This is a genomic window from Janthinobacterium sp. GW460-12-1-14-LB5 (assembly GCF_059423585.1).
Genome location: NZ_JBWKYD010000003.1, coordinates 113,484 through 139,079, shown reverse-complemented (window position 1 = coordinate 139,079; position 25,596 = coordinate 113,484). Strand labels below are relative to the sequence as shown.

27 protein-coding genes are annotated in these 25,596 nt (G+C 65.1%); 14 read left to right on the top strand and 13 right to left on the bottom strand.

Translation table 11 applies throughout. The features are described 5' to 3' along the window. The first annotated feature begins 39 nt into the window (after positions 1–39). Positions 40–1,290, top strand: coding sequence for an MFS transporter (locus AC07X6_RS03805; RefSeq protein WP_494790144.1), 1,251 nt, complete (start codon positions 40–42; stop codon positions 1,288–1,290). Positions 1,291–1,322: 32 nt separating this feature from the next. Next, positions 1,323–1,817: a ribonuclease E activity regulator RraA gene (rraA, locus tag AC07X6_RS03800; RefSeq protein WP_494790143.1), complete on the top strand. Its 495-nt coding sequence runs from the start codon at positions 1,323–1,325 to the stop codon at positions 1,815–1,817. 9 nt (positions 1,818–1,826) lie between these two features. Here rraA and AC07X6_RS03795 read toward each other — a convergent pair whose 3' ends face one another. Beyond that, positions 1,827–2,246 (bottom strand): DUF4952 domain-containing protein, encoded by a 420-nt coding sequence (locus tag AC07X6_RS03795; protein ID WP_494790142.1) that lies wholly within the window; start codon positions 2,244–2,246, stop codon positions 1,827–1,829. Beyond that, a complete protein-coding gene (locus tag AC07X6_RS03790; RefSeq protein ID WP_494790141.1) occupies positions 2,233–2,616 on the bottom strand; it encodes a MerR family transcriptional regulator in 384 nt (127 codons plus the stop codon). Before AC07X6_RS03790 ends, AC07X6_RS03795 begins: the two co-directional genes overlap by 14 nt. Before the next feature lie 82 nt (positions 2,617–2,698). Between AC07X6_RS03790 and AC07X6_RS03785 the strand changes: the two genes are divergently transcribed. Continuing rightward, positions 2,699–3,136, top strand: a complete 438-nt coding sequence (locus AC07X6_RS03785; protein WP_494790140.1) for a hypothetical protein — start codon at positions 2,699–2,701, stop codon at positions 3,134–3,136. Between the two features lie 101 nt (positions 3,137–3,237). Further along, positions 3,238–5,055: a DUF4153 domain-containing protein gene (locus AC07X6_RS03780; protein WP_494790239.1), complete on the top strand. Its 1,818-nt coding sequence runs from the start codon at positions 3,238–3,240 to the stop codon at positions 5,053–5,055. A 138-nt stretch (positions 5,056–5,193) separates the two neighbouring features. Here AC07X6_RS03780 and AC07X6_RS03775 read toward each other — a convergent pair whose 3' ends face one another. Next, positions 5,194–7,197, bottom strand: a complete 2,004-nt coding sequence (locus AC07X6_RS03775) for a hypothetical protein (RefSeq protein WP_494790139.1) — start codon at positions 7,195–7,197, stop codon at positions 5,194–5,196. A 277-nt stretch (positions 7,198–7,474) separates the two neighbouring features. Here AC07X6_RS03775 and AC07X6_RS03770 point away from each other — a divergent pair, with 277 nt between their 5' ends. Next, the gene (locus tag AC07X6_RS03770) at positions 7,475–7,867 is read left to right on the top strand and encodes a VOC family protein (RefSeq protein WP_494790138.1); all 393 of its coding nucleotides are present in this window, start codon (positions 7,475–7,477) and stop codon (positions 7,865–7,867) included. A gap of 27 nt (positions 7,868–7,894) precedes the next feature. On the opposite strand, the gene motA is transcribed toward AC07X6_RS03770, so the two are convergent. Next, positions 7,895–8,758: a flagellar motor stator protein MotA gene (gene motA / locus AC07X6_RS03765; RefSeq protein ID WP_230540519.1), complete on the bottom strand. Its 864-nt coding sequence runs from the start codon at positions 8,756–8,758 to the stop codon at positions 7,895–7,897. A gap of 3 nt (positions 8,759–8,761) precedes the next feature. Continuing rightward, complete coding sequence (locus AC07X6_RS03760; RefSeq protein ID WP_494790137.1) at positions 8,762–9,721, bottom strand: LysR family transcriptional regulator; 960 nt, start codon at positions 9,719–9,721, stop codon at positions 8,762–8,764. A 98-nt stretch (positions 9,722–9,819) separates the two neighbouring features. On the opposite strand from AC07X6_RS03760, the gene AC07X6_RS03755 reads away from it, so the two are divergent. Next, positions 9,820–10,989, top strand: a complete 1,170-nt coding sequence (locus AC07X6_RS03755; protein ID WP_494790136.1) for a mandelate racemase/muconate lactonizing enzyme family protein — start codon at positions 9,820–9,822, stop codon at positions 10,987–10,989. 3 nt (positions 10,990–10,992) lie between these two features. Here the strand turns inward: AC07X6_RS03755 and AC07X6_RS03750 are convergent, their stop codons facing one another. After that, complete coding sequence (locus tag AC07X6_RS03750) at positions 10,993–11,382, bottom strand: glyoxalase superfamily protein (protein ID WP_494790135.1); 390 nt, start codon at positions 11,380–11,382, stop codon at positions 10,993–10,995. Between the two features lie 7 nt (positions 11,383–11,389). After that, positions 11,390–12,094, bottom strand: coding sequence for a hypothetical protein (locus AC07X6_RS03745; protein ID WP_494790134.1), 705 nt, complete (start codon positions 12,092–12,094; stop codon positions 11,390–11,392). Between the two features lie 182 nt (positions 12,095–12,276). Between AC07X6_RS03745 and AC07X6_RS03740 the strand changes: the two genes are divergently transcribed. The 8 genes from AC07X6_RS03740 (at position 12,277) to nosR (ending at position 20,230) form a co-directional block, all read left to right on the top strand. After that, entirely contained in the window at positions 12,277–13,335 is a 1,059-nt protein-coding gene (locus tag AC07X6_RS03740) for an Lnb N-terminal periplasmic domain-containing protein (RefSeq protein ID WP_494790133.1), read from the top strand. A gap of 80 nt (positions 13,336–13,415) precedes the next feature. Then, positions 13,416–14,669 carry a DEAD/DEAH box helicase gene (locus AC07X6_RS03735; RefSeq protein WP_494790132.1) on the top strand — a complete coding sequence of 418 codons (1,254 nt, stop codon included), beginning with the start codon at positions 13,416–13,418 and terminating at the stop codon, positions 14,667–14,669. Positions 14,670–14,756: 87 nt separating this feature from the next. Further along, positions 14,757–15,215, top strand: coding sequence for a hypothetical protein (locus tag AC07X6_RS03730; RefSeq protein ID WP_494790131.1), 459 nt, complete (start codon positions 14,757–14,759; stop codon positions 15,213–15,215). 171 nt (positions 15,216–15,386) lie between these two features. Beyond that, a complete protein-coding gene (locus AC07X6_RS03725; RefSeq protein WP_230540533.1) occupies positions 15,387–16,229 on the top strand; it encodes a response regulator in 843 nt (280 codons plus the stop codon). Then, complete coding sequence (locus tag AC07X6_RS03720) at positions 16,226–16,570, top strand: hypothetical protein (protein ID WP_474292022.1); 345 nt, start codon at positions 16,226–16,228, stop codon at positions 16,568–16,570. Before AC07X6_RS03725 ends, AC07X6_RS03720 begins: the two co-directional genes overlap by 4 nt. Beyond that, positions 16,567–17,406: an HDOD domain-containing protein gene (locus tag AC07X6_RS03715; protein WP_230540536.1), complete on the top strand. Its 840-nt coding sequence runs from the start codon at positions 16,567–16,569 to the stop codon at positions 17,404–17,406. The genes AC07X6_RS03720 and AC07X6_RS03715 overlap by 4 nt, the downstream gene beginning before the upstream one ends. 14 nt (positions 17,407–17,420) lie before the next feature. Next, complete coding sequence (locus AC07X6_RS03710) at positions 17,421–18,884, top strand: ATP-binding protein (RefSeq protein ID WP_230540538.1); 1,464 nt, start codon at positions 17,421–17,423, stop codon at positions 18,882–18,884. Between the two features lie 20 nt (positions 18,885–18,904). Next, a complete protein-coding gene (nosR, locus tag AC07X6_RS03705) occupies positions 18,905–20,230 on the top strand; it encodes a response regulator c-di-GMP phosphodiesterase, NosR family (protein WP_494790130.1) in 1,326 nt (441 codons plus the stop codon). On the opposite strand, the gene AC07X6_RS03700 is transcribed toward nosR, so the two are convergent. The 6 genes from AC07X6_RS03700 to AC07X6_RS03675 all read right to left on the bottom strand — a co-directional run bounded on the left by AC07X6_RS03700 (position 20,227) and on the right by AC07X6_RS03675 (position 25,583). After that, positions 20,227–21,552 (bottom strand): ATP-binding protein, encoded by a 1,326-nt coding sequence (locus AC07X6_RS03700; RefSeq protein WP_230540739.1) that lies wholly within the window; start codon positions 21,550–21,552, stop codon positions 20,227–20,229. The two genes, nosR and AC07X6_RS03700, sit on opposite strands and share 4 nt — an antisense overlap. A gap of 85 nt (positions 21,553–21,637) precedes the next feature. Beyond that, entirely contained in the window at positions 21,638–22,309 is a 672-nt protein-coding gene (locus tag AC07X6_RS03695) for a hypothetical protein (RefSeq protein ID WP_494790129.1), read from the bottom strand. Next, entirely contained in the window at positions 22,306–23,337 is a 1,032-nt protein-coding gene (locus AC07X6_RS03690; protein ID WP_230540548.1) for an MlaD family protein, read from the bottom strand. The genes AC07X6_RS03695 and AC07X6_RS03690 overlap by 4 nt, the downstream gene beginning before the upstream one ends. 56 nt (positions 23,338–23,393) lie before the next feature. Further along, complete coding sequence (locus tag AC07X6_RS03685; RefSeq protein WP_230540740.1) at positions 23,394–24,209, bottom strand: MlaE family ABC transporter permease; 816 nt, start codon at positions 24,207–24,209, stop codon at positions 23,394–23,396. A gap of 50 nt (positions 24,210–24,259) precedes the next feature. Next, positions 24,260–24,583, bottom strand: coding sequence for a hypothetical protein (locus tag AC07X6_RS03680; protein ID WP_230540550.1), 324 nt, complete (start codon positions 24,581–24,583; stop codon positions 24,260–24,262). Between the two features lie 124 nt (positions 24,584–24,707). Next, complete coding sequence (locus AC07X6_RS03675; protein WP_494790128.1) at positions 24,708–25,583, bottom strand: LysR family transcriptional regulator; 876 nt, start codon at positions 25,581–25,583, stop codon at positions 24,708–24,710. Positions 25,584–25,596 lie beyond the last annotated feature (13 nt).

The window sequence follows — 25,596 nt, the reverse complement described above, 5'->3', positions numbered from 1 at the left end:
CATACACTTGAGCTTCACCAGTATAAGACAGGGTATGACATGATAACAACTAACTCGGCAGGGCAGTTGCCACCGCAGTCACCGCCAACCTTGCGCAGCGATGCGCGCGTCATCGCCCTGGTGGGGCTGGCGCATGGCATTTCGCACTTTTACCACCTGATCCTGGCGGCCCTGTTCGTCTGGCTGAAGCCCGCCTTCGGCCTGTCGTATGCGGAACTGGGCTTGCTGATGACGGTATTTTTCATCATTTCGGGCGTGGGGCAGGCGCTGGCCGGCTTTGTCGTCGACCGCTTCGGGGCCCGCGCCGTGCTGTTTTCCGGCATTTTTCTGCTGGGCGTGTCGGCACTGGCCCTGTCCAGCGCGCACAGCTATGCGGCGCTGATGCTGGGTGCCATGCTGGCCGGCATGGGCAACAGCGTGTTCCATCCGGCCGACTACACCATCCTCAACCAGCGCGTTTCGGCGGCCCGCGTGGCTTACGGCTTTTCCGTGCATGGCATCAGCGGCAACATCGGCTGGGCCCTGGCTCCGCTGTTCATGACCTATGTCGCCACCCATTACGACTGGCGAATCGCGCTGCAATGCGCGGCCGTGCTGCCGTTCGGCGTGCTGCTGATCCTGTTCCTGAATCGCCACGCCATCCGTCCCGAGCCGGTCAAAAAGGCGGCGCCAGGCCAGGCGGGCGGCGGCGAAGGCACCCTGGACTTCCTGCGCCTGCCGGCCGTGTGGATGTGCTTTGCCTTCTTCTTCATCACGGCCATCGCCCTGGGCGGCATCCAGAGCTTTGCCAGCGTGGCCCTCGTCAAGCTGTACGGCATGAGCCTGGCCTTGGCGACGAGCGCCTACACGGCCTATATGCTGGCCTCGGCCGTGGGCATGCTGGCCGGCGGCGTGGTGGGCGCGCGCAGCCAGCATCCTGACCGCAACGTGGCGATCGCCTTTTCCGCCGCCGCGCTGCTGGCCGTGCTGCTGGCCATGGCCGTCGTGCCGGCCTGGGGCGCCGTGGTGCTGATGGGCGCCATCGGCCTGACCTCGGGCGTGGCGGGACCGTCGCGCGACCTGATGATACGCGCGGCGGCGCCGAAGAATGCGACGGGCCGCGTGTATGGCGTCGTGTATTCGGGCCTCGACAGCGGCCTGGCCGTGGGGCCTTTGTTCTTTGGCGCGCTGATGGATGGCGACCATCCGGCCCTGCTGTTCGTCTTCATCGGCGTATTCCAGGCCCTGGCGATTGCCACGGCCGTGGGCGTGGGCGGCAAAACACGCGCCGCCGCGCTGCAAAAGGCATAGAATCGTTGCCATCTGCCACTAAAGGAGTTCCCATGACCTTTGCCACCACCGATCTGTGCGACGACCATGCAGCCATGCTGGACGAGGGCACCCTGGCCGTGCTGCCGCCCGTGTACCGCGCCTTTGGCCAGCGCGTGCGCTTCAGCGGCCCCGCCGCCACCTTGCACGTGTTCGAGGACAACGCGCTCGTGCGCAGCACCCTGGAAACGCCGGGCCAGGGCCGCGTGCTGGTGATCGATGGCGGCGGCAGCCTGCGCCGCGCGCTGGTGGGCGGCCAGCTGGGCGTGCTGGCCGAAAGCAACGGCTGGGCCGGCATCATCGTCGATGGCTGCATCCGCGACAGCGAGGAAATCAATGTCTGCCAGATCGGCGTGCGCGCCCTGGCCACGCATCCGCGCAAGAGCAACAAGACGGGCGCCGGACAGCGCGACGTGCGCGTGCAGATCAGCGGCGTGGCCGTGCATCCGGGCGACTGGATCTACGCCGATGCGGACGGCATTCTGGTGGCACGCCAGGAACTCGATTGAGGCGCCGCATCAAGGATCTTGCGCGTAGCCGTCGACCAGCACGACAAAGCGCTCGATCTGCGGCCAGGCATCGCGCGTCCTGACCAGCGTTTCGCCCGTGGCCATGCCGAATATATAGCTGTAGCCCGTGCGGCGGTCGCGCCAGGAGTGGGGCGTGCTGTCCCAGACGCAGCAATAGCGCTTGAGCCTGGGCAAGCCATACGTACGCCGCAGGTAGGCTTCAGCCTGCCGCGCATGCTTGCCATCCACCTGGTAGCGCGCCTCGAACGGCTGGTCCTGGCGCTCCTTGTTTTGCTGGCAACCCTGGTAGACGATGTAGGCGGGTTTCTGGCCCAGCCGGGACAGGAAGTCGCCGCAGGCCAGCTCGGCGCCCTGCGCGCCGCCCGCGCCCAGCAGGAAGAGCCACGGCAGCAGTTTAGTGATTCGCATCGGCATCTCCGCGCAATGGACACGCGGCCGCTTGCGGCCCCATACGCAGCACCAGTTCGCCGCGCAACTGCGTCAAGCCGGCTATGCGCGCATCGATCTCGCCCAGCTTGCGCGCCAGCGCCGCGCGCAGCAGGTCCGCCGTGGCGGGATCGCCGGCGGCCGCCAGCAGCGGCATGTCGGCCTCGATTTCCGCCAGGGTAAAGCCCAGCTGCTGCGCCGTGCGCAGGTAGCGCAGCCAGTCGGTCGCCTCGGGCGGGTAGTCGCGGTAGCCGTTCGCGCCGCGCCGCGCGCGCAGCAAGCCCCGCTTTTCATAGAAGCGCAGGGTATCGCGGCTCAAGCCCGTCGCCTGCGCCATCTCGCCGATCTGCATGGTTCTTTTCTTTCATAAAATGCTTGACCATGGAGTGTACTCCAGCCTTGATCATGGGCGTTTTCCATAGACAGGAGTTGCCATGTTGTCCGTTTCCGCCTTCCGCCGCGTGGTGCGCGCCAGCGCCATTTATGATGTGCTCATGATTGCCCCGTTTACCACGCCGTGGACGTTCTTGCTGCTGCGCGAGCACTTGAGCGCCCTCAATGTGTCGCTGGGCGGCGTGCCGCTGCCGCTCTTCGAACCCTTGCATTTGCTGATCAGCAGCTTGTTTGGCAGCGTGGTGATGGTCTGGTCGGTGCTGCGCATGCTCGACCCGCAGCCGCGCTTCGGCCGCTACGACGCGGCGGCCCGCTACCTGTTTTCCACCTGGATGGCGTGGGCCTTGCTGGTCACGGGCCAGCCTTTGCTGTGGCTGTTCCTCGTGCCGGAACTGGCCTGGGGCCTCGCGCAAAGCCTGCCCGTGCGCCGCAGCGAGGGCGCACGGGAAGGGCTTGCGCGCGAATCGCTGTTGAGATGACGATAACGAAATGCAATAATGGCCGTGCTCGCAGTGCAACAATGACTGCAATGAACGACTCTAAGGGAATGATTATGCAGCAGGATGCCGCAGGAAAAAACATGGCTTTGCTCGATCCGGTGGTGGCGCCGCGCATCGCGGTGACGCGCCTGGTGACGGGCCTGCTGCAAGGCTTGCTGCTGTACTGGCTGTACAGCACGGCCCAGGACAAGGTGTGGCCCGCCACGGAAGCCTATCTGCTGGGGCCGTTGATGCTGATCAGCCTGCTGTTGCCCATCCTGCTGGTATCCAGCCTGGGCCATATGTCGGCGAAGCGCATCGGGCTGTGGATGGCGGGCGCGGCCGTCGTGCTGGCCGTGCTGGCCTGGCACGACGTGGCGCGCGGCGCGGAACACGTCATCTGGGGCAACTACAAGCCGGGCGCGCCGCTGCGCGTCATTTCCGCCCAGCTGTTCGGCTTTTGCGTGGTGGGATTCTATATCGCCCATGCGCTGGTGCTGGCCAGCGCCCAGGATGGCAAGCGTATCGCCCGCTACCCGACTTATTTTGAAATCGCCTGGAAGCTGGGCATCCAGCTGCTGTTCTCCCTGCTGTTCGTGCTGGGCCTGTGGCTGGTGCTGTGGCTGGGCGGGCAATTGTTCCTGCTCATTAAACTGAGTTTCCTGAAAAAACTGCTGGGCCAGGCCTGGTTCGTGATTCCCGTCATCTGCTTCGCGTTTTCCTTTGCCATCCACATCACGGACGTGCGCCCGTCCATCGTGCGCGGCATCCGCACCCTGCTGCTGGTGCTGCTGTCGTGGCTGATGCCGATCGCCGCCGTGCTCGTCTCCGGTTTCCTGCTGACCTTGCCCTTCATCGGCTTCGAGCGCCTGTGGGCCACGCGCCATGCGGCGTCCGTGCTGCTGGGCATGGCCGGCGTGCTGGTGGTGCTGATCAATGCTGCTTTCCAGAATGGCGAAGTGGGCCATGGCGTGGCGCGCGGCATCCGCCTGGGCACGCGCCTGGCCTGTCTGCTGCTGCCGTGGGTGGTGGGCATCGCCATCTATGCGCTGACCCTGCGCGTGATGTCGCATGGCTGGACGGCCGACCGCCTGATCGCCGCCGCCTGCCTGCTGATCGCCACCTGCTACGCCGCCGGCTATGCCTGGGCGGCCAGCAAGTATGGCGACTGGCTGCACCTGATCGCCAACGTCAACGTGGCCACCGCCTTTGTCACCCTGCTGGTGCTGTTCGCCCTGTTCTCGCCGCTGGCCGACCCGGCGCGCATTTCCGTGGCCAGCCAGATGGCGCGCCTGGACAGCGGTAAAGTGGGCGTGGACAAGTTTGATTTCGAATACCTGCGCTTCCAGGGCGCCCGCTATGGCCAGGCGGCCTTGCAGGAATTGAGCAAACGCACGACGGGCGCCGACGCGGCTGTCGTGCGGGCCCGCGCCGAGGCCATGCTCAAGCGCCAGAACCGCCTCGACGAGACGGGCGCGCTGAGCGACGTGTCGATCAACCTGACCCTGCGCCCGGCCACGGCGAAGCTGCCGGACAGTTTCCTGCGGCAGGACTGGACGCAGGTGAGCCCGGCCTGGCGCCTGCCCGCCTGTTTGAAGCGGGCAGGGCCGCAGTGCGACGCCTACCTGCTCGATTTCGATGGCGACGGCAAGCAGGACGTGTTGCTGATCAGCAATGACCCGCGCGCCTCATCCGTCTTGCTGGCGGAGAAGGACGACGGCAGCTGGACCGCGCGCGGGCAAATCCCCACAGACGCCCTGCGCTGCAAGCCCCTGCGCGAGAAGCTGCAGGCAGGCGAGTTCCAGCTGGTGCCGCCGAAGGTGCGCGAGCTGGAAGTCGACGGCCAGCGCGTGCCGATGACTTTGTATACGCCAGAGGACGAGGTCAGCTGCCCCGATGACACGGCGCCGGGCCCGTAAATGGCGGGGGAGGGACTTGGCGCGCCGGAGCAAACGCGTGCCTTCGGTGGCGGCAATGACTCCGTGCGCCGAGCTGTTCCGGCCGTCCACGCCAGCCATCGCCATGGCCTCCCATTGCAGTTCGTTGTCCCGTGGCAACTAACTGCTCGGGTAGCGCATTTCCAGCGCCACGCCGCCAAGCTTGAAAACCAGGTTGGCTAAATTCCAGCCGTTGTATTTGTTGGCCGCGCGTGGAAAGTAAGTTTCGTTATCGAGTATCAGGTGATAGTGGCCAGGAATCAGCTTGAAGTCCATGGCGAACAAGCCCGAGCGCGCCACATCGACGAAGTTATTGAAGGAATGATGGACCCGCTGTATATCGACAGCGTGATCAAAATCAATTTCCGAATTGTAAATGGCCCTGTCTGTGCCGTCGGGAAACCGCACCAGCAAGCGGTGAAAGACCGAGTAATGATGCCTGTCCGCGCCCAGATGCATATCCGCCCGGGGGCCGACCTGCAATCGGGTGAGCACTTGCGCATGCATCCTGACGTCGATTTCCTGGCCTGTGTAGCTGAACAGATGCTGCATTACCAGGCTGTGCTCCTGTGCGTCTGCCTTGTAGGCATTCTGGACCTGAAAATACGTCTCAGTAACCTCGCCCTCGCCATTGGTCAGCGGGTGTCTGCCGGGCGTGTGCGCTTCGTTGAAATACGTGACATGCGGATTGCCTGTAGGGAATGGCGTGTACTTGCGGCTTTGCGGGACACTGGCAGGCACGCCGCGACACAGCGGGCTGCCGTTAAAGATGCCCACAGCCAGCACCGGCTCGTCGGCACCAAACACCGGGTACAGCGCTGGCGTGGCGCTACGGAACCTGCTATCGATCGATACGTCAACTGCGGGCGCGGTCGCCGGGAAGTGCCATCTGTAGCGCGCGACCGTCACGCGCGTCGCCGCTACATCGCTCAGCACGGCCCTGTCATCGGAGGCGATCAGATCCAGGCAACCGAACGGCGCCTGACGCTGCTGCCCGGCCTGGGCCGGTGCGTAGCCATGCACCTCCATGGGCGGGACTTTGCCATCGCGCAAATCAGAAGGACGGAACAGGGAACGGGCATAAATGCCCTGGATCGCCGCTTGCGGAGACGCCGCCAGCGGCCCTGTCGACTTTCTGCCCACCAGATTCAATGCGGCGCACAGCAAGTCGGTACGCAGCAGTATCTCGTCCACATGCACAGGAAACTCGCGTGCGCTCATGCCCATGTCCCTCATGCCGGCGCGCATGATGGGATCGAGCGACAGGAAAATCAAATCCTCAACCGCGGCGGTATAAGCCTCAGTTTGCTCGCGCATCAACAATCCGAAGTTTTGCTGCAGATATTGCTCGATGCGCTTGGCAGCGAATGGGTCGGTACTGAGTGCCAGGCAATGCACGCACAGGCCCTTCAACTGGACAGAGACGGCCTGGAGGAAATATCCCTCGAGCACCAGATACGCCGCTTCGCGGCTGATCTTCTTGTTGCGCACCTGCTGCGCCAGCTCCTTGGCCCAATGATCGAGCAATGAATCCTGCCCAAATGCCGCTTTCGCCAAGACCCGGCGGATGGTATCGATGCAATCCGGCATATCGGCTACGTACGACGCGAACTCATGGGCCGCTTTCGTCAGATATTCCGGCGTCATGCCTGGAAAGTGCGGCATGTTTTCCGTCAGTAGCCGCAAAGAGATGGCGCCGCCGGTGGCATCGGCCTTCAGCAGGCTGGCGTCGGCGTAGCCATAGGCGACATCGATGCGTCCCATGGCCGCCAGCAAGGTTTCCACCTTCAGGCTTTTTTCCATGAAATTGTGCAACTCGTCCAGTTTCAACAGAATTTCCGAGGTCATGGACGTGACCCGGTCCAGCGAGCGTTGGACTTCCGTCAGCTTGTCACTGATTACGTCCAGCTTGCCAGCCAGGTCCGGGCCGCCCATGCCGACCGCTCCCAGGAATTCCTGGAACAGCATGCCAGCGGCCGCCCCGACGATTCCGCTGGCGGCATTCTTGCCGACCCACTTGGTCAAACTGCCCGCCGCTGCCCAGGACAAGGAGTTCAGTTGCAAACTCGGCGCGCCCGGCATCGCTGCCGCGGCATCGGGATCCCGCTGTGTATTGCTGTGCATACCGTCATCCTTGTCATATTGATCAGAATGACAACTGTATCTGAAAGATGGCGTTGCTAGAAATTATTTGTGCGGCGTGCACAAACAGGCACCAGCTCTTCAGCCATGCCACGGCGTCACGCCATCCAGCGCGCTTTTGGCGACGTTTGCACAATTTGTTGATATTCTAGAGGAACGATTTTTTCGTCAGCGTGTCAATTTGGTATGCCGTCCCCGCTGCAGGGGGCGGGCGCACCGGTTGCCCATTCCACCTTCACCCAGGAAGCAAGGAAGCGCCATGAATAAACAGATCATCCTCAACCTGCCCGTGAAGGACCTGGAGACATCCAGGGCCTTCTTTTCCGCTCTCGGCTTTAGCTTCGATACCCGCTTCAGCGGTGAGAACGCGGCGTTCATGAACATCGTCGACGGCAGCATCCAGGCCATGCTGACGACCGAAGCCTTCTTCCAGTCCCTGATCGGCAAGCCGGTGGCAAATGCGAAGGAAGCCAACGAAGTGGTCATTTGCCTCAGCTGCGAAAGCCGGGAAGAGGTCGACAGCCTGATCGCCAGGGCCGCGGGCGGCCGCATCCCGCATCCGCCCGAGGACCATGGCTTCATGTATGACCAGGGCTTCGAGGATATCGATGGCCACCTGTGGAACCTGGTCTGGACGGCGCCGGAAGCCTGAGGCGCCGGGCAAGGGCAACTGGCCGTATCAGTTCTTCGTGCGCACCTGGCGCACGTGGTTTTCCAGTTCGCTGAACGACGGGCGTTCCGTGGCGGAAATGACCTTGCGGCCGAATTCCACGGCCAGCGCCGGCGCGTAGCCGTTCAGGCTGGCCAATAAGGTCACTTTCACGCACTGGTACATCTTTGCCGTTTCATGGTGCTTGCGGCGCAGCAAGCTGGCCAGCGGCGCGATGAAGCCATACGCCAGCAAAATGCCGATGAAGGTGCCCACCAGCGCCTGCGCGATCAGCACGCCCAGCTCGGCCGGCGGCAAGCCGACGGACGCCATCGTGTGCACCACGCCCATCACGGCGGCCACGATGCCGAAGGCGGGCATGGCGTCGGCCAGCTGCGAAATCGTCTGGATCGGCATTTCCGCATCCTCATGGTGCGTCTCGATCTCGTTATCCATCAGGTTTTCGATCTGGTAGGCATCCATATTGCCCGACACCATCAGGCGCAGATAATCGGTGATGAATTCCAGGATGTGCTCGTCACCGAGCGTGTACGGGTATTTCACGAAGATGGGACTGCGGTACGGGTCGTCGATATCGTCCTCGACCGACATCAAGCCTTCCTTGCGGATCTTGCTGAGGATTTCATACATCAGCCCCATCAGCTCCATGTAGCGCGCCTTCGTGTATTGCGAACCGTGGAACAGGGTGGGAATGGCGGCGAACGTGGCACGGATGGCCTTGGCGTCATTGCCGACAAAGAAGGTGCCCAGCGCGGCGCCGCCGATCATCAGCAGTTCCAGTGGCTGGAACAGGGCGCCCAGATGCCCCCCCTGCATGGCGAAGCCGCCGAAGACGGAAAACAGCACGACGAGAAATCCGAGTATGACTAGCAAAACTTACTCCTTCATAATATTGCCATATCGCAATATTGTAGTGTAACCCGATTCCGCCGCCGTGGCCGCTTTCGGCTGCAGCTGCTGGCCGAGAAAATTGATAAAAGCGCGCACTTTGGCGGGCAGCTGGTGGCGGCTCGGATAGTAGGCGTACAGGTCGGCCGGCGCCAGCGCGTAATCTTCCAGCACCACGCGCAGGCGGCCGCTGTCTAGGTAGCGGGCCAGGTCCCATTCCGAGCGCAGCAGGATGCCGTGGCCGTCCAGCGCCCAGCCCAGCACCACGTCGCCATCGTTGCTGGCTACCGTGCCGCGCACCTTCACCGTATGCGTGGCGCGGCCCTTACTCATGCGCCAGATGCCGTAGGCGTCGTCATTTTGCCGGTGCACGATGCAGCGGTGCTGCGCCAGCTCGTCGGGCGTTTGCGGCGTGCCGTGCGCCTGCAGATAGGCGGGCGAGGCGCACAGGAAGCGCCGGTTCGACATGATGCGCCGCGCCGACAGGCGCGTGTCGGGCAGGTCGCCGAAGCGGATGCCCAGGTCGTACGCCTGCTCGACCAGGTTGATGGGGCTGTCCGTCAGCTGCAGCTGCACTTCCAGCTGCGGGTGGCGCAGGGCGAATTGCGACAGCAGGGGCGCGATCACCGTGCGCCCGAATCCCAGCGTGGCGTTGACGCGCAACAATCCCTTCGGTTCGGCGCTGCCGCTGGCCAGCGACTCTTCCATGGCGCGGATGTCGTCGAGGATTTGCCGCGCCTGCTGCAAGTAACTTTCGCCGTCGCCCGTCAGGCTGATGCGCCGCGTGCTGCGGTTCAGCAGGCGCACGCCCAGGCGCTGCTCCATCAGCATCAAGCGCTTGCTGACGGCGGGCGGCGTGATGCCCAGCTCGCGCGCCGTGGCCGACAGGCTGCCCAGCTTGGCCAGCAGCACAAAGAAGGCCATTTCCGTGGTGGCGTCGCTTTTCATTATTAACTTCAAGTGAAGAATGGTTTAAATTACAGTCAATTATACGACTGCGTATCGCGGGTAAGCTGGCGTCATCGTTTCACCCACAGGAGAGCCGCATGAAAATCGTCGAAATCCGCGAAAAGACCATCCCCATCTCTTCCCCCATCCGCAACGCCTACATCGATTTCACGAAGATGACCTTGAGCCTGGTGGCCGTCGTCACGGACGTGATGCGCGACGGCAAGCCCGTCGTCGGCTACGGTTTCAATTCGAATGGCCGCTACGGCCAGGGCATGCTGATGCGCGAGCGCTTCATCCCCCGCATCCTCGATGCCGACCCCGCCAGCCTCGTGACGGACGACGGCGGCAACCTCGATCCGCACAAGGTGTGGGATTGCATGTACACCAATGAAAAGCCGGGCGGCCATGGCGAGCGCTCGGTGGCCATCGGCACCATCGACATGGCCATCTGGGATGCCGTGGCGAAGATCGACAACAAGCCTTTGTTCCAGCTGCTGGCCGAACGGCACGGCACGGGCGTGCCCGACAAAAAAGTCTTCGTGTACGCGGCCGGCGGCTATTACTACCCGGGCCAGAGCCTGTCCGCCCTGCAGGACGAGATGCGCAGCTATGTCGACCGCGGCTACACGGTGGTCAAGAAGAAGATCGGCGGCGCCTCGCTGGACGAGGACTTGCGCCGCATCGACGCCATCATGGAAGTGCTGCAGGATGGGCAGAAGCTGTGCGTGGACGCGAATGGCCGCTTCGACCTCGACACCTCGATCGCCTACGCCAAGGCGCTGCGTGAATATGACCTGTTCTGGTACGAGGAGGCGGGCGATCCGCTCGACTTCGAGCTGCAATCGACCCTGCGCAGCTATTACGACAAGCCCATGGCGACGGGCGAGAACCTGTTTTCCATGCAGGATGCGCGCAACCTGATCCGCTACGGCGGCATGCGCGCCGACCGCGACTGGCTGCAGTTCGACTGCGCCCTCAGCTACGGCCTGGTGGAATACCTGCGTACCCTGGACATGCTGCGCCAGCACGGCTGGTCGCGCAGCCGCTGCATCCCGCACGGCGGCCACCAGATGTCCCTGAATATCGCGGCGGGCCTGGGCCTGGGCGGCAATGAATCGTATCCGGATTTATTTCAGCCGTTCGGCGGCTTTCCCGATGGCGTCAGGGTGGAAAACGGCCACATCACCATGCCGGACCTGGTCGGCATCGGCTTCGAGGGCAAGGCGAACCTGTATGCGGAAATGCGGGCGCTGAGCGGCCAGTGAGCCTTATTCGCTGCGCTGCCAGAAGCGCAGCCGGTTGCCGAACGGGTCCGCCACTTCCAGGATGCGGCCCCAGTCCTCGTCGCGGATGCCGGGCCGCGCATACGGATAATCCCTGGCTTGCAGTTCCGCGTGCAGGGCGGCCACGTCATTGACGGGGATCAACAGCGCCGACCCCGGTGTGGCGTCGCCGTAGTGCTCGGACAGGTGCAGCACGAGCTCGCCCCGCGTCACCTGCAGGTACAGCGGCGCCGCAGGCTCGAAGCGATGTTCCCAGTCCAGGGTAAAGCCGAGGAAACCGAGGTAGAACTCGCGCGCCTTTTCTTCGGAAAAGATGCGCAGGATGGGGATGGCGGCATGCATGGCGGTGCTTTCGACAGGTGGCGATGCCCCCATTCTAGCCTCAGGCCGGCGCCAGCCGCTTCATGCGTGCGGCGGCGCTGGTTTTCTCCCAGCGGAACAGCCACATGATAATGAGCTTGGTGGTGGCGCTGACGCTGGCGAGCAGCAGCAATGGCCAGCCTGTTTTCAGACCCATGACGCAGGCGAAGAAGATGGTGCTGACATCCATCGCCAGGATGAACTGGCTCATCTTTAACGACACGGCGCCCGTCCTGCCCGAGCGCCAGATAAGACGGATCTGGTGCGCATAGCCCTGTGCCAGCAGCACGGTGACGGCGACGATCAGGCTTTGCGAGATCACGCGCTTTTCATCGGTGAACGTGGGGCCGAAGGCCAGCCCCGCCACGCCTGCGCCCAGCAGCAGCGCGCAGGCCAGCAGCGCATTGCGCGAGGCCAGGCTGCGGCGGTCGCGGTCGATTTCAAACAGGATGGCCAGCGCGATCAGGGACGCGATCAGGCGGGGCCAGACGATGTAGTGGTTGAACGGCGTGATCGAATAGCCGTAGACGAAGAACGCGCAATACGCGAGGAAGCTGACGGTGAACTGGTTGATCGACAAAATGTCCGTCGTCTGGCCCGCGCCGATGCCGGCATCGCGCTTGCGCCGCCAGATCTTTTGCAGTTGCGACCATAAACCAAGCAGGCTGACGACGATGAAGAGGGAGTTGAGGCTGCCGGCGATGGCGTAGAGGGAAGGGGGCTGCAAGCTATCTCCTGGAATGGCCAAAGCATCGCTGCCGTGACAGTCCGCCTTGTCTATACATTTTATTTTCACAACATGCTCTCATGAAATAAATTGGCAGGCAAGCAATGATTTTGCGGCCGGGCCTGTTGCAGCACTACTTGCCCGGACGCACCTCTTCCTGCGCTTGCCCTTATAATCGGTGCATGACTTTCTTATCACTGCGTGCCCGCTCCGTGCTGGCCACCCTCGGCAAAATGGCCGTTTCCCTGATTCTCCTGTTGACTGCCGTGTGGGGCGCGCTGGCGCTGTGGTATCAGCTGTCCGGCGGCACGGCGGCGCAAGCCATCGGCGCGCTGCTGTGGGGCGCGCTGGGCGTGGCCAGCATCGCGCTGTGGTGGACGCGCGGCGATGCGCGCGTGCTGCTGCCGTATGTGGCCGGTTTCATCCTGCTGCTCGTGTGGTGGAGCCTGATCGCGCCGAAACAGCAGCGCGTGTGGGCCGACGACGTGGCGCGCAATGTCACGGGCACCGTGAAGGGCAATCTCGTCACCTTGGACAATGTGCGCAATTTCGACTGGCGCAGCGATGACGATTACACGGTCAAGTGGGAGCAGCGCAGCTACGACCTCGACGAACTGCGCACGGTGGACACGGCGCTGTCGTACTGGACGGGGCCCTACATCGCGCACACCCTCATTTCGTTCGGCTTCGCAGACGGGCGCTTTTTGACGTTTTCCATCGAAATCCGCAAGGAGAAGGGCGAGAGCTTTTCCGCCATCGGCGGCTTCTTCAAGCATTTCGAGATGAGCCTGATCGCCGCCGACGAGCGCGACATCCTGCGCGTGCGCACGAATGCGCGCGGCGAGGACATGCATCTGTACCGCGTGATGATGCCGAAAGCGGCCATGCGCTCGCTGTTCCTCGCCTACCTGGACGAGGCGCAGGCGCTGAAGGCCCAGCCGCAGTTCTACAATACCCTGACGGCCAATTGCACCACCATCGTCTTCGAAATGGTGCGCCGCATCGTGCCGGGCCTGCCGCTCGACTACCGGCTGCTGGCCTCGGGCTACCTGGACCGCTATCTGTTCGATGTCAAGGGCCTGGTGCCCGGCCTGAGCTTCCAGCAGCTGCGCGATGGCGGCCACGTCACGGCGCGCGCGCGGGCCGCCAACGACGATGCGGACTTTTCGCATGCGATCCGGCGCGGCATGCCGGGCTATGATGAAACGGGCCATCCGACGCTGCAAATGCCCAGGCAGTAAGCGCCTGCTTTATACTGTCGCTATTCCGACCGGCCGCCTTTCGCGGCCGGTCCCACTTTGACGAATAAAGAAGGCCCGCTATGCCATTTTCCTCCCTGGGTCTGATTCCCGCCCTGGTCCGCGCCGTCGACAAGGCCGGCTATGCCGCGCCGACGGCCATCCAGGCGGCCGCCATTCCCGCCATCCTGCGCGGCAGCGACGTGCTGGGCGCGGCGCAGACGGGCTCCGGCAAGACGGCCGCCTACGCGCTGCCGCTGCTGCAGGCGCTGATGGCGCCCGCTTCCGGCCCGCGCCAGGTGCGCGCGCTGATCCTCGTGCCCACGCGCGAGCTGGCGGCGCAGGTGGGGCAGACGGTGCACGCGCTGGCCAAACCGCTGCCCGTCAAACTGAAAATTTCCGTGCTGTTCGGCGGCGTGTCGATCAATCCGCAGATGATGGACTTGCGCGGCGGCGCCGATATCGTCGTCGCCACGCCGGGCCGTTTGCTGGACCTGGTGCGGCAAAATGCCGTGAAGCTGGGCGGCGTGTCGCTGTTTGTCCTCGATGAAGCGGACCGTTTGCTCGACATGGGTTTTAGCGAAGAAATCAACGCCATCCTGGCGCTGCTGCCCAAACAACGGCAAAACCTGTTCTTTTCCGCCACCTTCCCCGACAGCGTGCAGGCGCTGGCCGACAGCCTGCTCACGGATCCCGTGCGCATCGAGGTGGCGTCCGAACCGCAGGACAAGCCCGACATCGTGCAGCGCGCCATCACGGTCGACGTGCCGCGCCGCACGCAGCTGCTGCGCTATCTGATCCTGCAGCAGCAGTGGGAGCGCGTGCTGGTGTTCGTTGCCACCAAGTACGCGGCCGAACACGTGGCCGACAAGCTGCAGCGCGCGGGCCTGCACGTGGGCGCCTTTCATGGCGAATTCAGCCAGGGCACGCGCAGCCAGCTGCTGGCCGACTTCAAGGCTTGCCGTTTGCAGGTGCTGGTGGCCACCGACGTGGCTGCGCGCGGCATCGACATCGCCGGCTTGCCCGCCGTCGTCAACTACGACTTGCCCCGCTCGGCCGTCGACTACACGCACCGCATCGGCCGCACGGGCCGCGCCGGCGAGAGCGGCACGGCCATCAGTTTCGTCACGGCCGACACGGAGGCGCATTTCCGCCTGATCGAAAACCGCAACGACTTGCGCATCGTGCGCGAAGTGGTGGCCGGGTTCGAACCGACGGAATTGCCCACGCCCGTCAACCCCGTCACGGATACGGTGAACGGCGGCGTGAAGGGCGCGCGCAAGAGCAAGAAGGACAAATTGCGCGAGGCGGCTGCCAAGGCGGCCGCAGGCAATTAAATTCGCCTTATGTGCGCTGGCCGCTTGAACGGCCACGTTTCCCGGACTAAGATTGTGTTTCTATAAAGCAAGGGGACGGGAATGCACATGACATGCATCAAACGCGCGGTCGCTGTGGCTGGCGCGCTGGCGCTGGCCGGCTGCGCCGGCACGGGCGGCAACGGTGGCAAGGCCGGCATGCAGATGCCGGGCAAGATCCCGGCCGATACGGCCGTGGCCGCCACCTGGTACAACCCGCCCAGCGAATTTCCCGGCATTTGCCTGACCCAGTTCAAGGATGGCAGCCTGCGTTTCGACGGCGGCTTCGCCTTCTATAACCCGGGCCGCTGGACGTATGACGCGGCCACGTCCGAATTGCGCCTGGCATTGGCGCCGACGCCCTCGCTGGAGCTGTCCCACGCGCAAATCGTGCAGCACCAGAATCTGCTGCGCATCGAGGCGGACAAGAATACGCTGGTCTATGGCGTGAAAGCCGACACCAGGGCCATCGGCCTGGGCGGCTTTGTGTTTTACCGCGACACGCCTTGTCCGCCCCGGCGCGGATAAGTGCCGGACAAGTGTCATAACGGAATATTTAGTCGTATAATTTCAACGCAAGCTGGCTGCCGCGCAAGACTCGCAAGACGCACTTGCGTGGCGGATTTCCCCTCCAGGCAAGCTCCGATATCGCCGTGGCGATGAGAGGATGGTCCGATGGATTTGCACGACGAGCATGGTATGCCCGGGACTGCGGTGCCGGCGGCGGACGCCGTGCAGCAGCCTGCGGCGCAGCGGCGCACCTTGCTGCTGGTCGATGACGAGCCGAATATCCTCGCTTCCCTCAAGCGCCTGCTGCGGCGCGATGCCTACCATATCCTCACGGCTGGCAGCGGCCAGGAAGGACTGGACGTGCTGGCCAGCCATGCGGTCGACGTGATCGTGTCGGACCAGCGCATGCCGGGCATGCTGGGCGCCGACTTCCTGCGCAAGGCCAAGCTGCTGTGTCCGCAAACCATACGCATCATGCTGTCGGGCTATACCGAACTGCAGGCCGTCACGGACGCCGTCAACGAGGGCGCCATCTTCAAGTTCCTCACCAAGCCCTGGGAAGACCATCAATTGCGCGAGCATATTGCCGAAGCGTTCCGCCTGAAGGGCATCGACGACGACAATGTGCGCCTGAATGCGCAGCTGCGCGACGCCAACCAGGCCCTGGCGGCCGCCAATGCCGCCATGCAGGCGCTGGTGCGCCAGCAGCAGCACCAGATCAGCCGCGACGAGGTCAGCCTGGGCATCGCGCGCGAATTGCTGCAATTTCTGCCTTTGCCCGTGATCGGGCTCGACGAGGACGGCATGATCGCCTTCATCAACGCGGCGGCGGCCAACCTGTTCGAGCGGGGCGCGGCCTTGCTGGGCAACGAGGCGGCGATCGTCTTGCCGCAACTGTTCGACGGGCAGGGCGCGCCGCGCCTGGCCGCCATCGATGGCCAGCCGTATGCCGTGGCCATCCATCCCATGGGCCTGCATTCGCGTTCGCGCGGCAGCCTGGTCACCCTGAGTCGTCATGGAGCGGATACATGAATGAAAGCGTGAGTGAAAGCGGACGCGAGATTTCCATGGAGCAGGCGCAGGAAGGCATGGTGCTGGCGCAGGCCTTGAACGACGCCAGCGGCGCCGTGCTGCTGGCCCAGGGCGCCACCCTGACGGCGGCGAACCTGACGGCCTTGCGCCGGCGCAATGTGGAGCGCTGCCATGTCGTCATGGACGAGGCGCCTGACCCCGCCGCGCAGGCGCAGGCCGAGCAGGAGCGGGCGCACCGCCTGGAGCGGCTGGCCGTGCTGTTCCGCGCCACGCCGCCCGATTCCGCGGGGGCGCAACTGCTGGGGCTGCTGCAGCGCTACCGGCAAGGGGGCGCGGCATGACACGGCTCAGTTTTGAACACATCATCCGCCAGATACAGGAACTGCCGTCGCTGCCGGTGGTCGTGCTGGAGTTGCTGTCGAGTATGGACCAGGATGACACGGACGTGCATGTGCTGGCGCAAAAGATCGAGCTGGACCAGGCTTTGGCGGCGAAGACCCTGCGCATCGCCAATTCCTCGTTCTACGGCATGCAATCGAAGGTCACCAGCATTCCGCAAGCCGTTTCCGTGCTGGGCTTTCACAGCATCCGCACCGTCGTCACGGCCTGCGCCCTGACGGGCAGCTTCGCGCCCGTGAGCGGCGGCTTCGATTTCCAGGCGTTCTGGCGCCATTCGCTGGCCACGGCAGTCGCCGCGCGCCTGCTGGCGCCGCACTTGCGCGTCAACCCCGAGACGGCGTTCACGGCCGGCCTGCTGCACGACTTGGGCACCCTGGTGCTGGTGACGCGCTTCCCGGCCGAGCACGCGCTCGTGCGCAGCCACCGCCAGGCGCATGACTGCCAGATGGCCGAGGCTGAACTGGCCGTCATCGGTATTGACCATGCGCAAGTGGGCAGCGCCCTGGCCGCTTACTGGAAGTTTCCCGAGGCGATACAGCAGGCGGTGGCCGACCACCACGCCATCGAGCGGCTGGAAGCGGGCGGCTTGCCGCTGGCCGTGCACATGGCCAATGCCGTCGCCCTGGCGCTCGATCTGGCCGGCGTCGACGATGCGCTGGTGCCGCCCCTGTCGCCTGCGGGCTGGCGCAGCATTGCCCTCGACGAGCAAGCCTGGCTGGCGCTGCTGGCGCAAACGGAACACACCTTCGATGAAATGTCGCGGATCATGCTGGCATGAACAGGACAGAGGCCATGGAAACAGACGCAGGGCAAGCGCTGCCCGCCACGCCGGAACGCCGCCAGGGCGACACCATCGCGCTATCGGCATTTTTCGACGGCCATCCCGTGGCCACCTTCGCCATCGATACGAACCACGTGGTGACGCACTGGAACAGCGCCTGCGAACAGTTGCTGGGCTTTACGGCCGCCGAGATGGTCGGCACGCGCGAGCACTGGAAGGCGTTTTATCCGCAGCCGCGCGCCTGCCTGGCCGACCTGCTGGTGGCCGACGATATCGCGCTCGGTGAAAATGACCTTTATCTTGGCAAGCTGAAGCGCTCCCCCGTGATCCCCGGCGCTTACGAAGCCGAGGATTTCTTTGCCGATATCGGCCCCGACGGCCACTGGCTGCACTTCACGGCGGCGCCCCTGCGCGACCGCCAGGGACGCCTGGTGGGCGCCATCGAAACCCTGCGCGACGTGAGCGAGCGGCGCCTGGCGGAACTGGCGCTGCGCAAGGCGCACGACAACCTGGAACACCTGGTGGCCAAGCGCACGGCCCAGCTGGCCGAAATGAACGAGCGCCTGGCCGACGACATCCGCCAGCGCCAGATCGCCGATCTCGAATTGCGCGAACGCAATCTTGCCCTGACGGAATTGAACAGCAAGCTGTCGCTGGCCCAGCAAAAGCTGCTGCAGTCGGAAAAGCTGGCCTCGATCGGCCAGCTGGCCGCCGGCGTGGCGCACGAGATCAACAACCCCATCGGCTATGTGTTTTCCAATGTCGGCACCCTGGAAGGCTATCTGGATGACCTGTTTTCCATGCTCGACGCCTACGAGGAAGCCGAACCGGCCGTCGCCGACCCCGTGGTGGCGGCGCGCCTGCGCGCGCTGCGCGAACAGATCGACCTCGATTTCCTGCGCACGGACATTCCCATGCTGATGGGCGAGTCGAAGGAGGGCATTTCGCGCGTGCGCCGCATCGTGCAGGACTTGAAGGATTTTTCGCGCACGGATGCGCACCAGGAGTGGGTCTGGGCCGATTTGCGCCAGGGCATCGATACGACGCTCAACATCGTGAATAACGAGGTCAAGTACAAGGCCGACGTGGTGCGCGAATATGGCGACATTCCCGACATCGAATGCCAGCCTTCCGAGCTGAACCAGGTGATCATGAACCTGGTCGTCAACGCGGCCCACGCCATGGGCGAGGCGCGCGGGCGCATCACCCTGCGCACGGGCAGCGACAATGCCACGGAAGTGTGGATCGAGGTCGAGGACACGGGCGGCGGCATCGCGCCCGAACACCTGTCGCGCATCTTCGATCCCTTCTTTACCACCAAGGCCGTCGGCAAGGGCACGGGGCTGGGCCTGTCGCTGGCCTACACGACGGTGCAGAAACACCATGGCCGCATCGACGTGCGCAGCATCATCGGCCGCGGCACCACCTTCCGCATCACCTTGCCCGTGCGCCAGGCGCAGGCCGTTGCACCATGACCGAACAGGACAGCATGAGCATGAACACCAGTACCAGCGCCAGCGCCGCGGCCGCGCCGCCCACCATCCTGTGCGTCGACGACGAACCGAATATCCTGTCGTCGCTGCGGCGCTTGTTCCGCCCGCACGGCTACCGCGTGCTGACTGCCGACGGCGGCGCGGCGGGCCTGGCCCTGCTCGAGAGCGAGACGGTGGACCTGGTCATTTCCGACATGCGCATGCCGCACATGGATGGCGCGCAGTTCCTGGCCCAGGTGCGCCAGCGCTGGCCCGGCACCGTCCGCCTGCTGCTGACCGGCTATGCCGACATCCAGTCCATCCTCGACGCCATCAACCAGGGCGAGATCTACCGCTACGTGACCAAGCCCTGGGACGAGAACGATATCGTGCTGGTGGTGCGCCACGCGCTGGAACGGCGCGCGCTGGAACAGGAAAAGCTGCGCCTGGAAGCGCTGACGGCCAGCCAGAACGTGGAGCTGCAGGCGCTCAACGCCAGCCTGGAAGCGAAGGTGGCCACGCGCACGCAGCAGCTGAAGCAGTCGCACGACGAGGTGCAGGCGGCCAACGAGCGGCTGAAAGCCACGTTCGTGACGACCATCAAGGTATTTTCCAACCTGATCGAGATGCGCGGCGGCAAGCTGGCCGGCCATGCGCGCAGGGTGGCCGAGCTGGCGCGCAAGCTGGCGCAGGCGCTGGGCCTGGAAGGGCAGGAGGCGCGCGACGTGTTCATCGCGGCCCTGCTCAAGGATATCGGCAAGCTCAGCCTGAGCGACGACGTGCTGGAATTGCCGGCCAGCGCCTGGACGGGCGAACAGCTGGCCGCCTTCCGCAAGCATCCGCTGCGCGCCGAACAGCTGCTGATGGCGCTCGACGAGCTGCGCGCCGTCTCCGTGATCCTGCGCTCGCAGCTCGAGCGCTTCGACGGCGGCGGCTTTCCCGATGGCCTGGTGGGCCTGGCCATTCCCATGGGCGCGCGCATCCTGGCGCTGGCGTCCGACTATGACGGCTTGCAGATCGGCGCCATGGTGCAGCGCAGCCTGCGCGCCGAGGAAGCCCGCACGCTGATCTACGACAGCGTCGGCAAGCGCTACGACCCGGCTGTGGTGGCCGCTTTCCGCAGCATCATGGAAGAGACGGAGCCGCCGGCGCGCGACCTGACCGTGCTGTCGGGCCAGCTGGAGCCGGGCATGACGCTGTCGCGCGACCTGATCAGCCGCGACGGCCTGATGCTGCTGGCGGCCGAACACGTGCTGACGGCCCGCGTGATCGCCCAGCTGCTCGATTTCGAGGGCAAGAATGGCGGGCGCCTGAGCATCCGCGTGTACGCGCCCGTGAAGGAAGCCTAGGCGTTCGCGGCGGCGGGCGGCTGCAGCGGCAGGTGCACGGTAAAGCGCGTGCCTTGGCCCACTTCGGACGCTACCTCGATGCGGCCGCCGTGCTTGTTGACGATGCCGTACGACAGCGACAGGCCCAGGCCCGTGCCGCTGCCCACGGCCTTGGTGGTGAAGAAGGGTTCGAAGATGCGGTTCAGGTGCTCGGGGGCGATGCCGGCGCCCGTGTCGCCGATTTCCACCCACACCCAGTCGCCCGCGTGGCCCGTGCGGATGCTGATCACGCCGTCGCCGCTGATGGCCTGGCCCGCATTGACGAGCAGGTTCATGAAGACCTGGTTCAGCTGCGACGCCAGGCACAGTATCGGCGGCAGTTCGCCATAGTGTTTTTCGATGCGCGCCTTGTATTTCAATTCGTTGGCGACGATATTCAGGGTGCTGTCCAGCCCTGCGTGCAGGCTGGCCACTTGCCAGTCCGTCTCGCCCACGTGCGAAAAATCCTTCAGCGCCTGCACGATGTCGCGCACGCGCTTCAAGCCATCCATCGATTCGCGCACCAGGTCCACCATGTCGTCCTGCAGGAAGGCCAGGTCGGCCTGCGCGCGCACCTCGGCCACGCGGGCGGCCAGGGCCGGGCCGTCGGGCGTCTCGCGCATCGCCGCTTCATATTGTCCGATCACGTCGAACAGGGTGCCGACATAGCCTTGCAGCGAACTCATGTTCGAATTGACGAAGCCGATCGGGTTGTTGATTTCATGCGCGATGCCGGCTGCCAGCTGGCCGATGGAGGCCATTTTTTCCGATTGCAGCAGCTGGTCGTGCGCTTCCTGCAACTTGCTGATCAGTAGTTGCTGCTCTTCGCCGCGCGCCTGCAGCATCGCTTCCATGCGCTTGCGTTCGGTAATATCCGTCAGCGAGCCGATCACCTCGAACGGCACGCCATGCTCGTCGCGCACCAGGCGCAGGCTGTCGTGCATCCACAGGTAGCTGCCGTCGCGCACGCGGAAACGGTATTCATAGGCGCGCGCGCCTTCGACGAAGATCTGCGCCAGGCTGGAAAAGATGCCGGGCGCATCGTCGGGGTGGATGTGGTCGAACCAGAAGTTGGGGTCGGCGACCATGTCTTCGGGCTGGTAGCCCAGCACGTTCAGGGCGTTGTTGCTGACAAAGGTCATCTTGAAGTCGCCGCTGGGCACGGTGCAATAGATGATGGAAGGTGTATTGTCGAGCAGGTATTGCAGGCGCACGGCCGTGGCCGCCGGCTCTTCATCGCCAGGCGCCGCCCCGCCATGCCGGCCGGTATCGGGAGTGGAAAGGTCGAAATCCTCGAACTGCATCGTCACACCTCGCTGCCTGTACGGCATAGCTGTCATCCTGGCTGAATTATGCCTGATTCTGCCTGCCGTGGGCCGCCATCGGCGTTCAGGGGGCCGGCGGCTGTTCGACGATCGCCATGCGCCGCGCGATGCGCTGCGCCGTTTGCGTGTCGCCCGCCTGTTCGGCGCGCAGGCGCTGCACGCCCAGCCAGGCCAGCAGCGGACGGCGCCAGCCCTGGTCCGAGGCGGTGGCGACGGCCGTGTCGAGCAATTCCGGCGTGGCGCGGCCCGAGCGCAGCAGCACGCCGGCCGCCACCAGCTGCGACAGCGGGTCCTTGATGGCCGCCACGGCGCTGGCGGCGGCCGTGTCGGAGCCGGCACCGGCTGCCGCCCGCTGCGCCTCGGGCAGCAGGGCGACGTCGGCCGCCTGCGCCTTGCCGGCCAGCCAGGCCGCATACGCGCGGTCGGCGTCGTTCGCGTCCGCTTGCAGGGCGTCGAAGCCCCCGCAATCCTCGAAGGCCAGGCTGGCCACGCGCGTGGCGCAGCGCAGCAGCTCGATGCGCGCCACCAGTTCGAGCTTGCCCGTGCCCGCCACCTGGCTGCGGGCGCGGCGGAATTCCGTCTGCTCGACGAGGGCGTTGCCGCCCAGGTAGGCGGCCTGGAAGCGTTCGACGGAACTTTGCGCATTCATCTTCCAGTCGGGCACGGGCGGGCCGCTGGAACAGGCGCCGAGCGCCGTCACGAGCAGGGCAGGCAAGAGGAACTTGATATTTATCATGGCAGTTTGATCTCCGGATTGCGCTTGAACGGCCATTTGCGGTTGATTTCATTGACCAGCTGCTCGACCTTGCGCAGATTGCTTTCCACGTCCGCGCGCAGCGGGCCCAGGTCGGCCGTCGCCGCCCTGGCGTTGGCGCCCACGGCTTGCGCCTCGACCAGCACGGCGTCGACTTTTTTCAGGCTGGCGCGCGTGTCGGCCAGCAGGGCGTTCAGCTGCACGATGGTGGCCTGCGCATCCGTCATGACGCCCTTGTCGCCGAACACGCGCGTATCGGCGTTGGCCACCAGGCCATCCGTGCGGCGCGCCAGCTGGTCCGCAGTCAGCAACAGGGCGTTGGCCCGCTCGACCAGCAGGCGCGACTGCTTGTCGTCGCCCGTCAGCAAGCCCATGGCGCCACCCGGGCCGCTCAGCTTGCCCGTCACGGCCTGCACGTTGCGCAAGGTGCCGTCGAGGGCGGAATCGCTGCCCGTCAGGCTGGCCACGTTGTTGAGCAAATCCTTGGCGGCGGCCAGCAGGCGGGGGATTTCCGCCGCCATGTCGCCCACCAGCAAGTCGCGCGTGGCGTCGTCGGGCAGCGGCGGGTCCGTCAGGATGCCGCTGTAGGCGCGCAGCTTGGCGCCGCCCACGATGCCCCGCTCGAGGGTGAAGATGGAGCTGCTGCGCAGCCAGTGCGCATCCTTGCGCGGCACGTCGACGATGACGCGGGCCTTGCCGTCCGGCGCCAGTTCGATGCGCTGCACGCGGCCGATGGGAAAACCGGAAAAGGTCAGGTCGGCACCCACGCCCACGCCGTCCGAATCGTCGGTCGTCAGCACCAGGGTTTGCGTTGCCTCAAAGGCGCCGCGCGCATACATCAGGTAGACGACGGAGCCGACCACGAGCACGAACATGAAGACGAGCAGGATGGCCGCCTTCAGTTCGGCATGGCGCACGGGCGGCGGGGCGGGCAGCACGGCGTCTGGCGTGGCACCGGCGGGCGCCGTGACGTCGACCTGGTCGGGATTGGGGGGCTGGCTCTGGCTCATGGATTCTGGCTCTCGTATGGGTGGTTCGGGGATCGCTGGCGGTGGCGGGCGGGGCATCAGTAGTAATTGCCCATCAGCGAAGCCACTTCGATCAGCAGGATGACGGAAAACAGGCGCAGCATTTCGGACAGGCCGTGCGCGGCCCACAGGCGGTTGCGCCGGCCGTGCGGCTCTTCCGGATAATACGAGGACGCCAGCGGGATCAGGGCCACGGCAAAGCTGAAGAAGATCACCTTGAGCATCAGGATCAGGGCCACGGCCGGATTGAAGATTTGCCCCACCACCCGCGTGTAGCCTTGCAGCGCCCACGGCGTAAAGCCATAGATCGTCAGGTAGGCGAGGATCAGCGAGCTGACGCAGCTGACGATGGCCAGCATCCACACGGCGAAGATGCCGGACATGACGCGTGGAAAGTATTCTCGGCGCAGCAGGTCGACGCCCTGGCGCTGCATGGTGTCGAGCATGCCGGACGAGCGCATTTGCGCAAACGCAATGCCGTCGGGCAGGGTCAGGCGCAGCGCGACGAACAGGGCGGCCGTCAGCGGTATCAGTTCCAGCACCAGCACGCGCACCACCATTTCCAGCGCATAGCGCGACAGGCCGTAGCTTTGCGCGCTGACGACGACGATGCGGATGAGCACCAGGCTGACGAGCGCGCAGGCGACGCTGAACCACACGAGATTGGGCGCCGTGTTCGTTACCAGGCGGTGCGCGAGGATGGGGCGGTTGTCGCGGTTATAGCTCGACGGCGACAGGGCCAGCGAAAACACGAGAATGGCGAAATGCAGCATGCGCCACCAGCTGACCAGCCAGGCCATGGTGGCCCGGTGCAAACGGCGCAGGCTGATGATGAGGGAGACGGATAGGGTCATCATGGCATCTTAACATCAGCCCGCCCGCCGGGCACGTCAGGCGTGCGCGCCTATTCGAACAGGGCGAAGCCGGCCATGACGACCATCAGCACGGCGATGTATTGCATCGGGATCCAGAACAGGGTGTGGCGCTTGCGCAGGATCACTCTTTCCTGCGTGGCCGGGTCGATCAGTTCGCGGCCTGGCGCGCTGTTCAGGCGCACGCCCGCATACCAGCTGGCGGCCGCTGCCAGCAGGAAGGCCAGCGCCAGGGGCCAGGCGTGGCTCTTCGTGTATGCCTCGCCCAGGGTGGCGCCAAACAGCGCCTGTGCGGCCATGACAACGATCAAACAGATGAGGGGGGCGAGTATGCCGAAGCCTTGCCAGATAAGCATAAGAATTCTCCAGGGGGATTGAGGGATCCCGCGGCGGGTGGCGGCGGCTGCGCGCGGCGGGGGGGCGGATTTTATCAGACTTATCAAAAAGAAAGTTTCTTTTCGGCACTATTGTGCGCCCCTGTCAGACGGCGCTGGCGGTGCCCACGCTGGCGATGATGGCGTCGGCCGCCGCGCGCACGCGGGCCGAGCGGTTCAGATCCGCATGCATGACCAGCCACACGTCGTAGCTTTCCGCCCGCTCGGGCCAGATGCGCACCAGCTGCGGGTCGATGTCGCCCAGGTGGGTGGCCAGCTCGGCCACGCCCAGCCCCGCGCGCGTGGCTTCCTGCAGCATCGCCGCCGAATTGACTTCCATGGCGACCCGGGCGTTGGCGACGGGCTCGCCGGCGATTTTCTCTCCATGGCGCGGCGTCACGGAATGGTGGTAGATGACGATGTCGTGGCCGGCCAGCGCCGTGCCGCGCACGGGTTCGCCCCGTTCGGCCAGATAGGTTTTCGATGCATACAGGCCCAGGCTGCGCTTGACCAGGTGGCGCGAGATCAGGTCCGGGTCGGTGGGGCGCACGCCGCGCACGGCCAGGTCCGCTTCGCGCCGCGTCAGGCTGGCCAGCGCGGGCGCCACGTTGAGCACGATGCGGATGTCCGGGTGGGCCGCGTGCAGCCGCTGCATGGCGCGGATGACGAAATGGCTGGCCATGGTGTCCGTCGTGGCCACGCGCACCAGGCCGCTTAAACGGTTGTCGACGCCCTGCATCTCGCGCTGCAGCTTGTCGGCCGCCCGCTCCATCGCTTCGGCGGCCGTGAGCGCCAGTTCGCCGGCCGGCGTGGGCACGTAGCCCGACGGCGTGCGCAGGAACAGGGTGGCGCCCAGCGACGCTTCCAGCGCGGCCAGGCGGCGCCCGCACGTGGCCTGGTCGATGCACAGCAGGGCGGCCGCGCCGCGCAGGGTGCCGGCCCGGCCGATGGCCAGAAAGATGCGCGCGTTATCCCAATCCAAGCTGCTTCTCCTG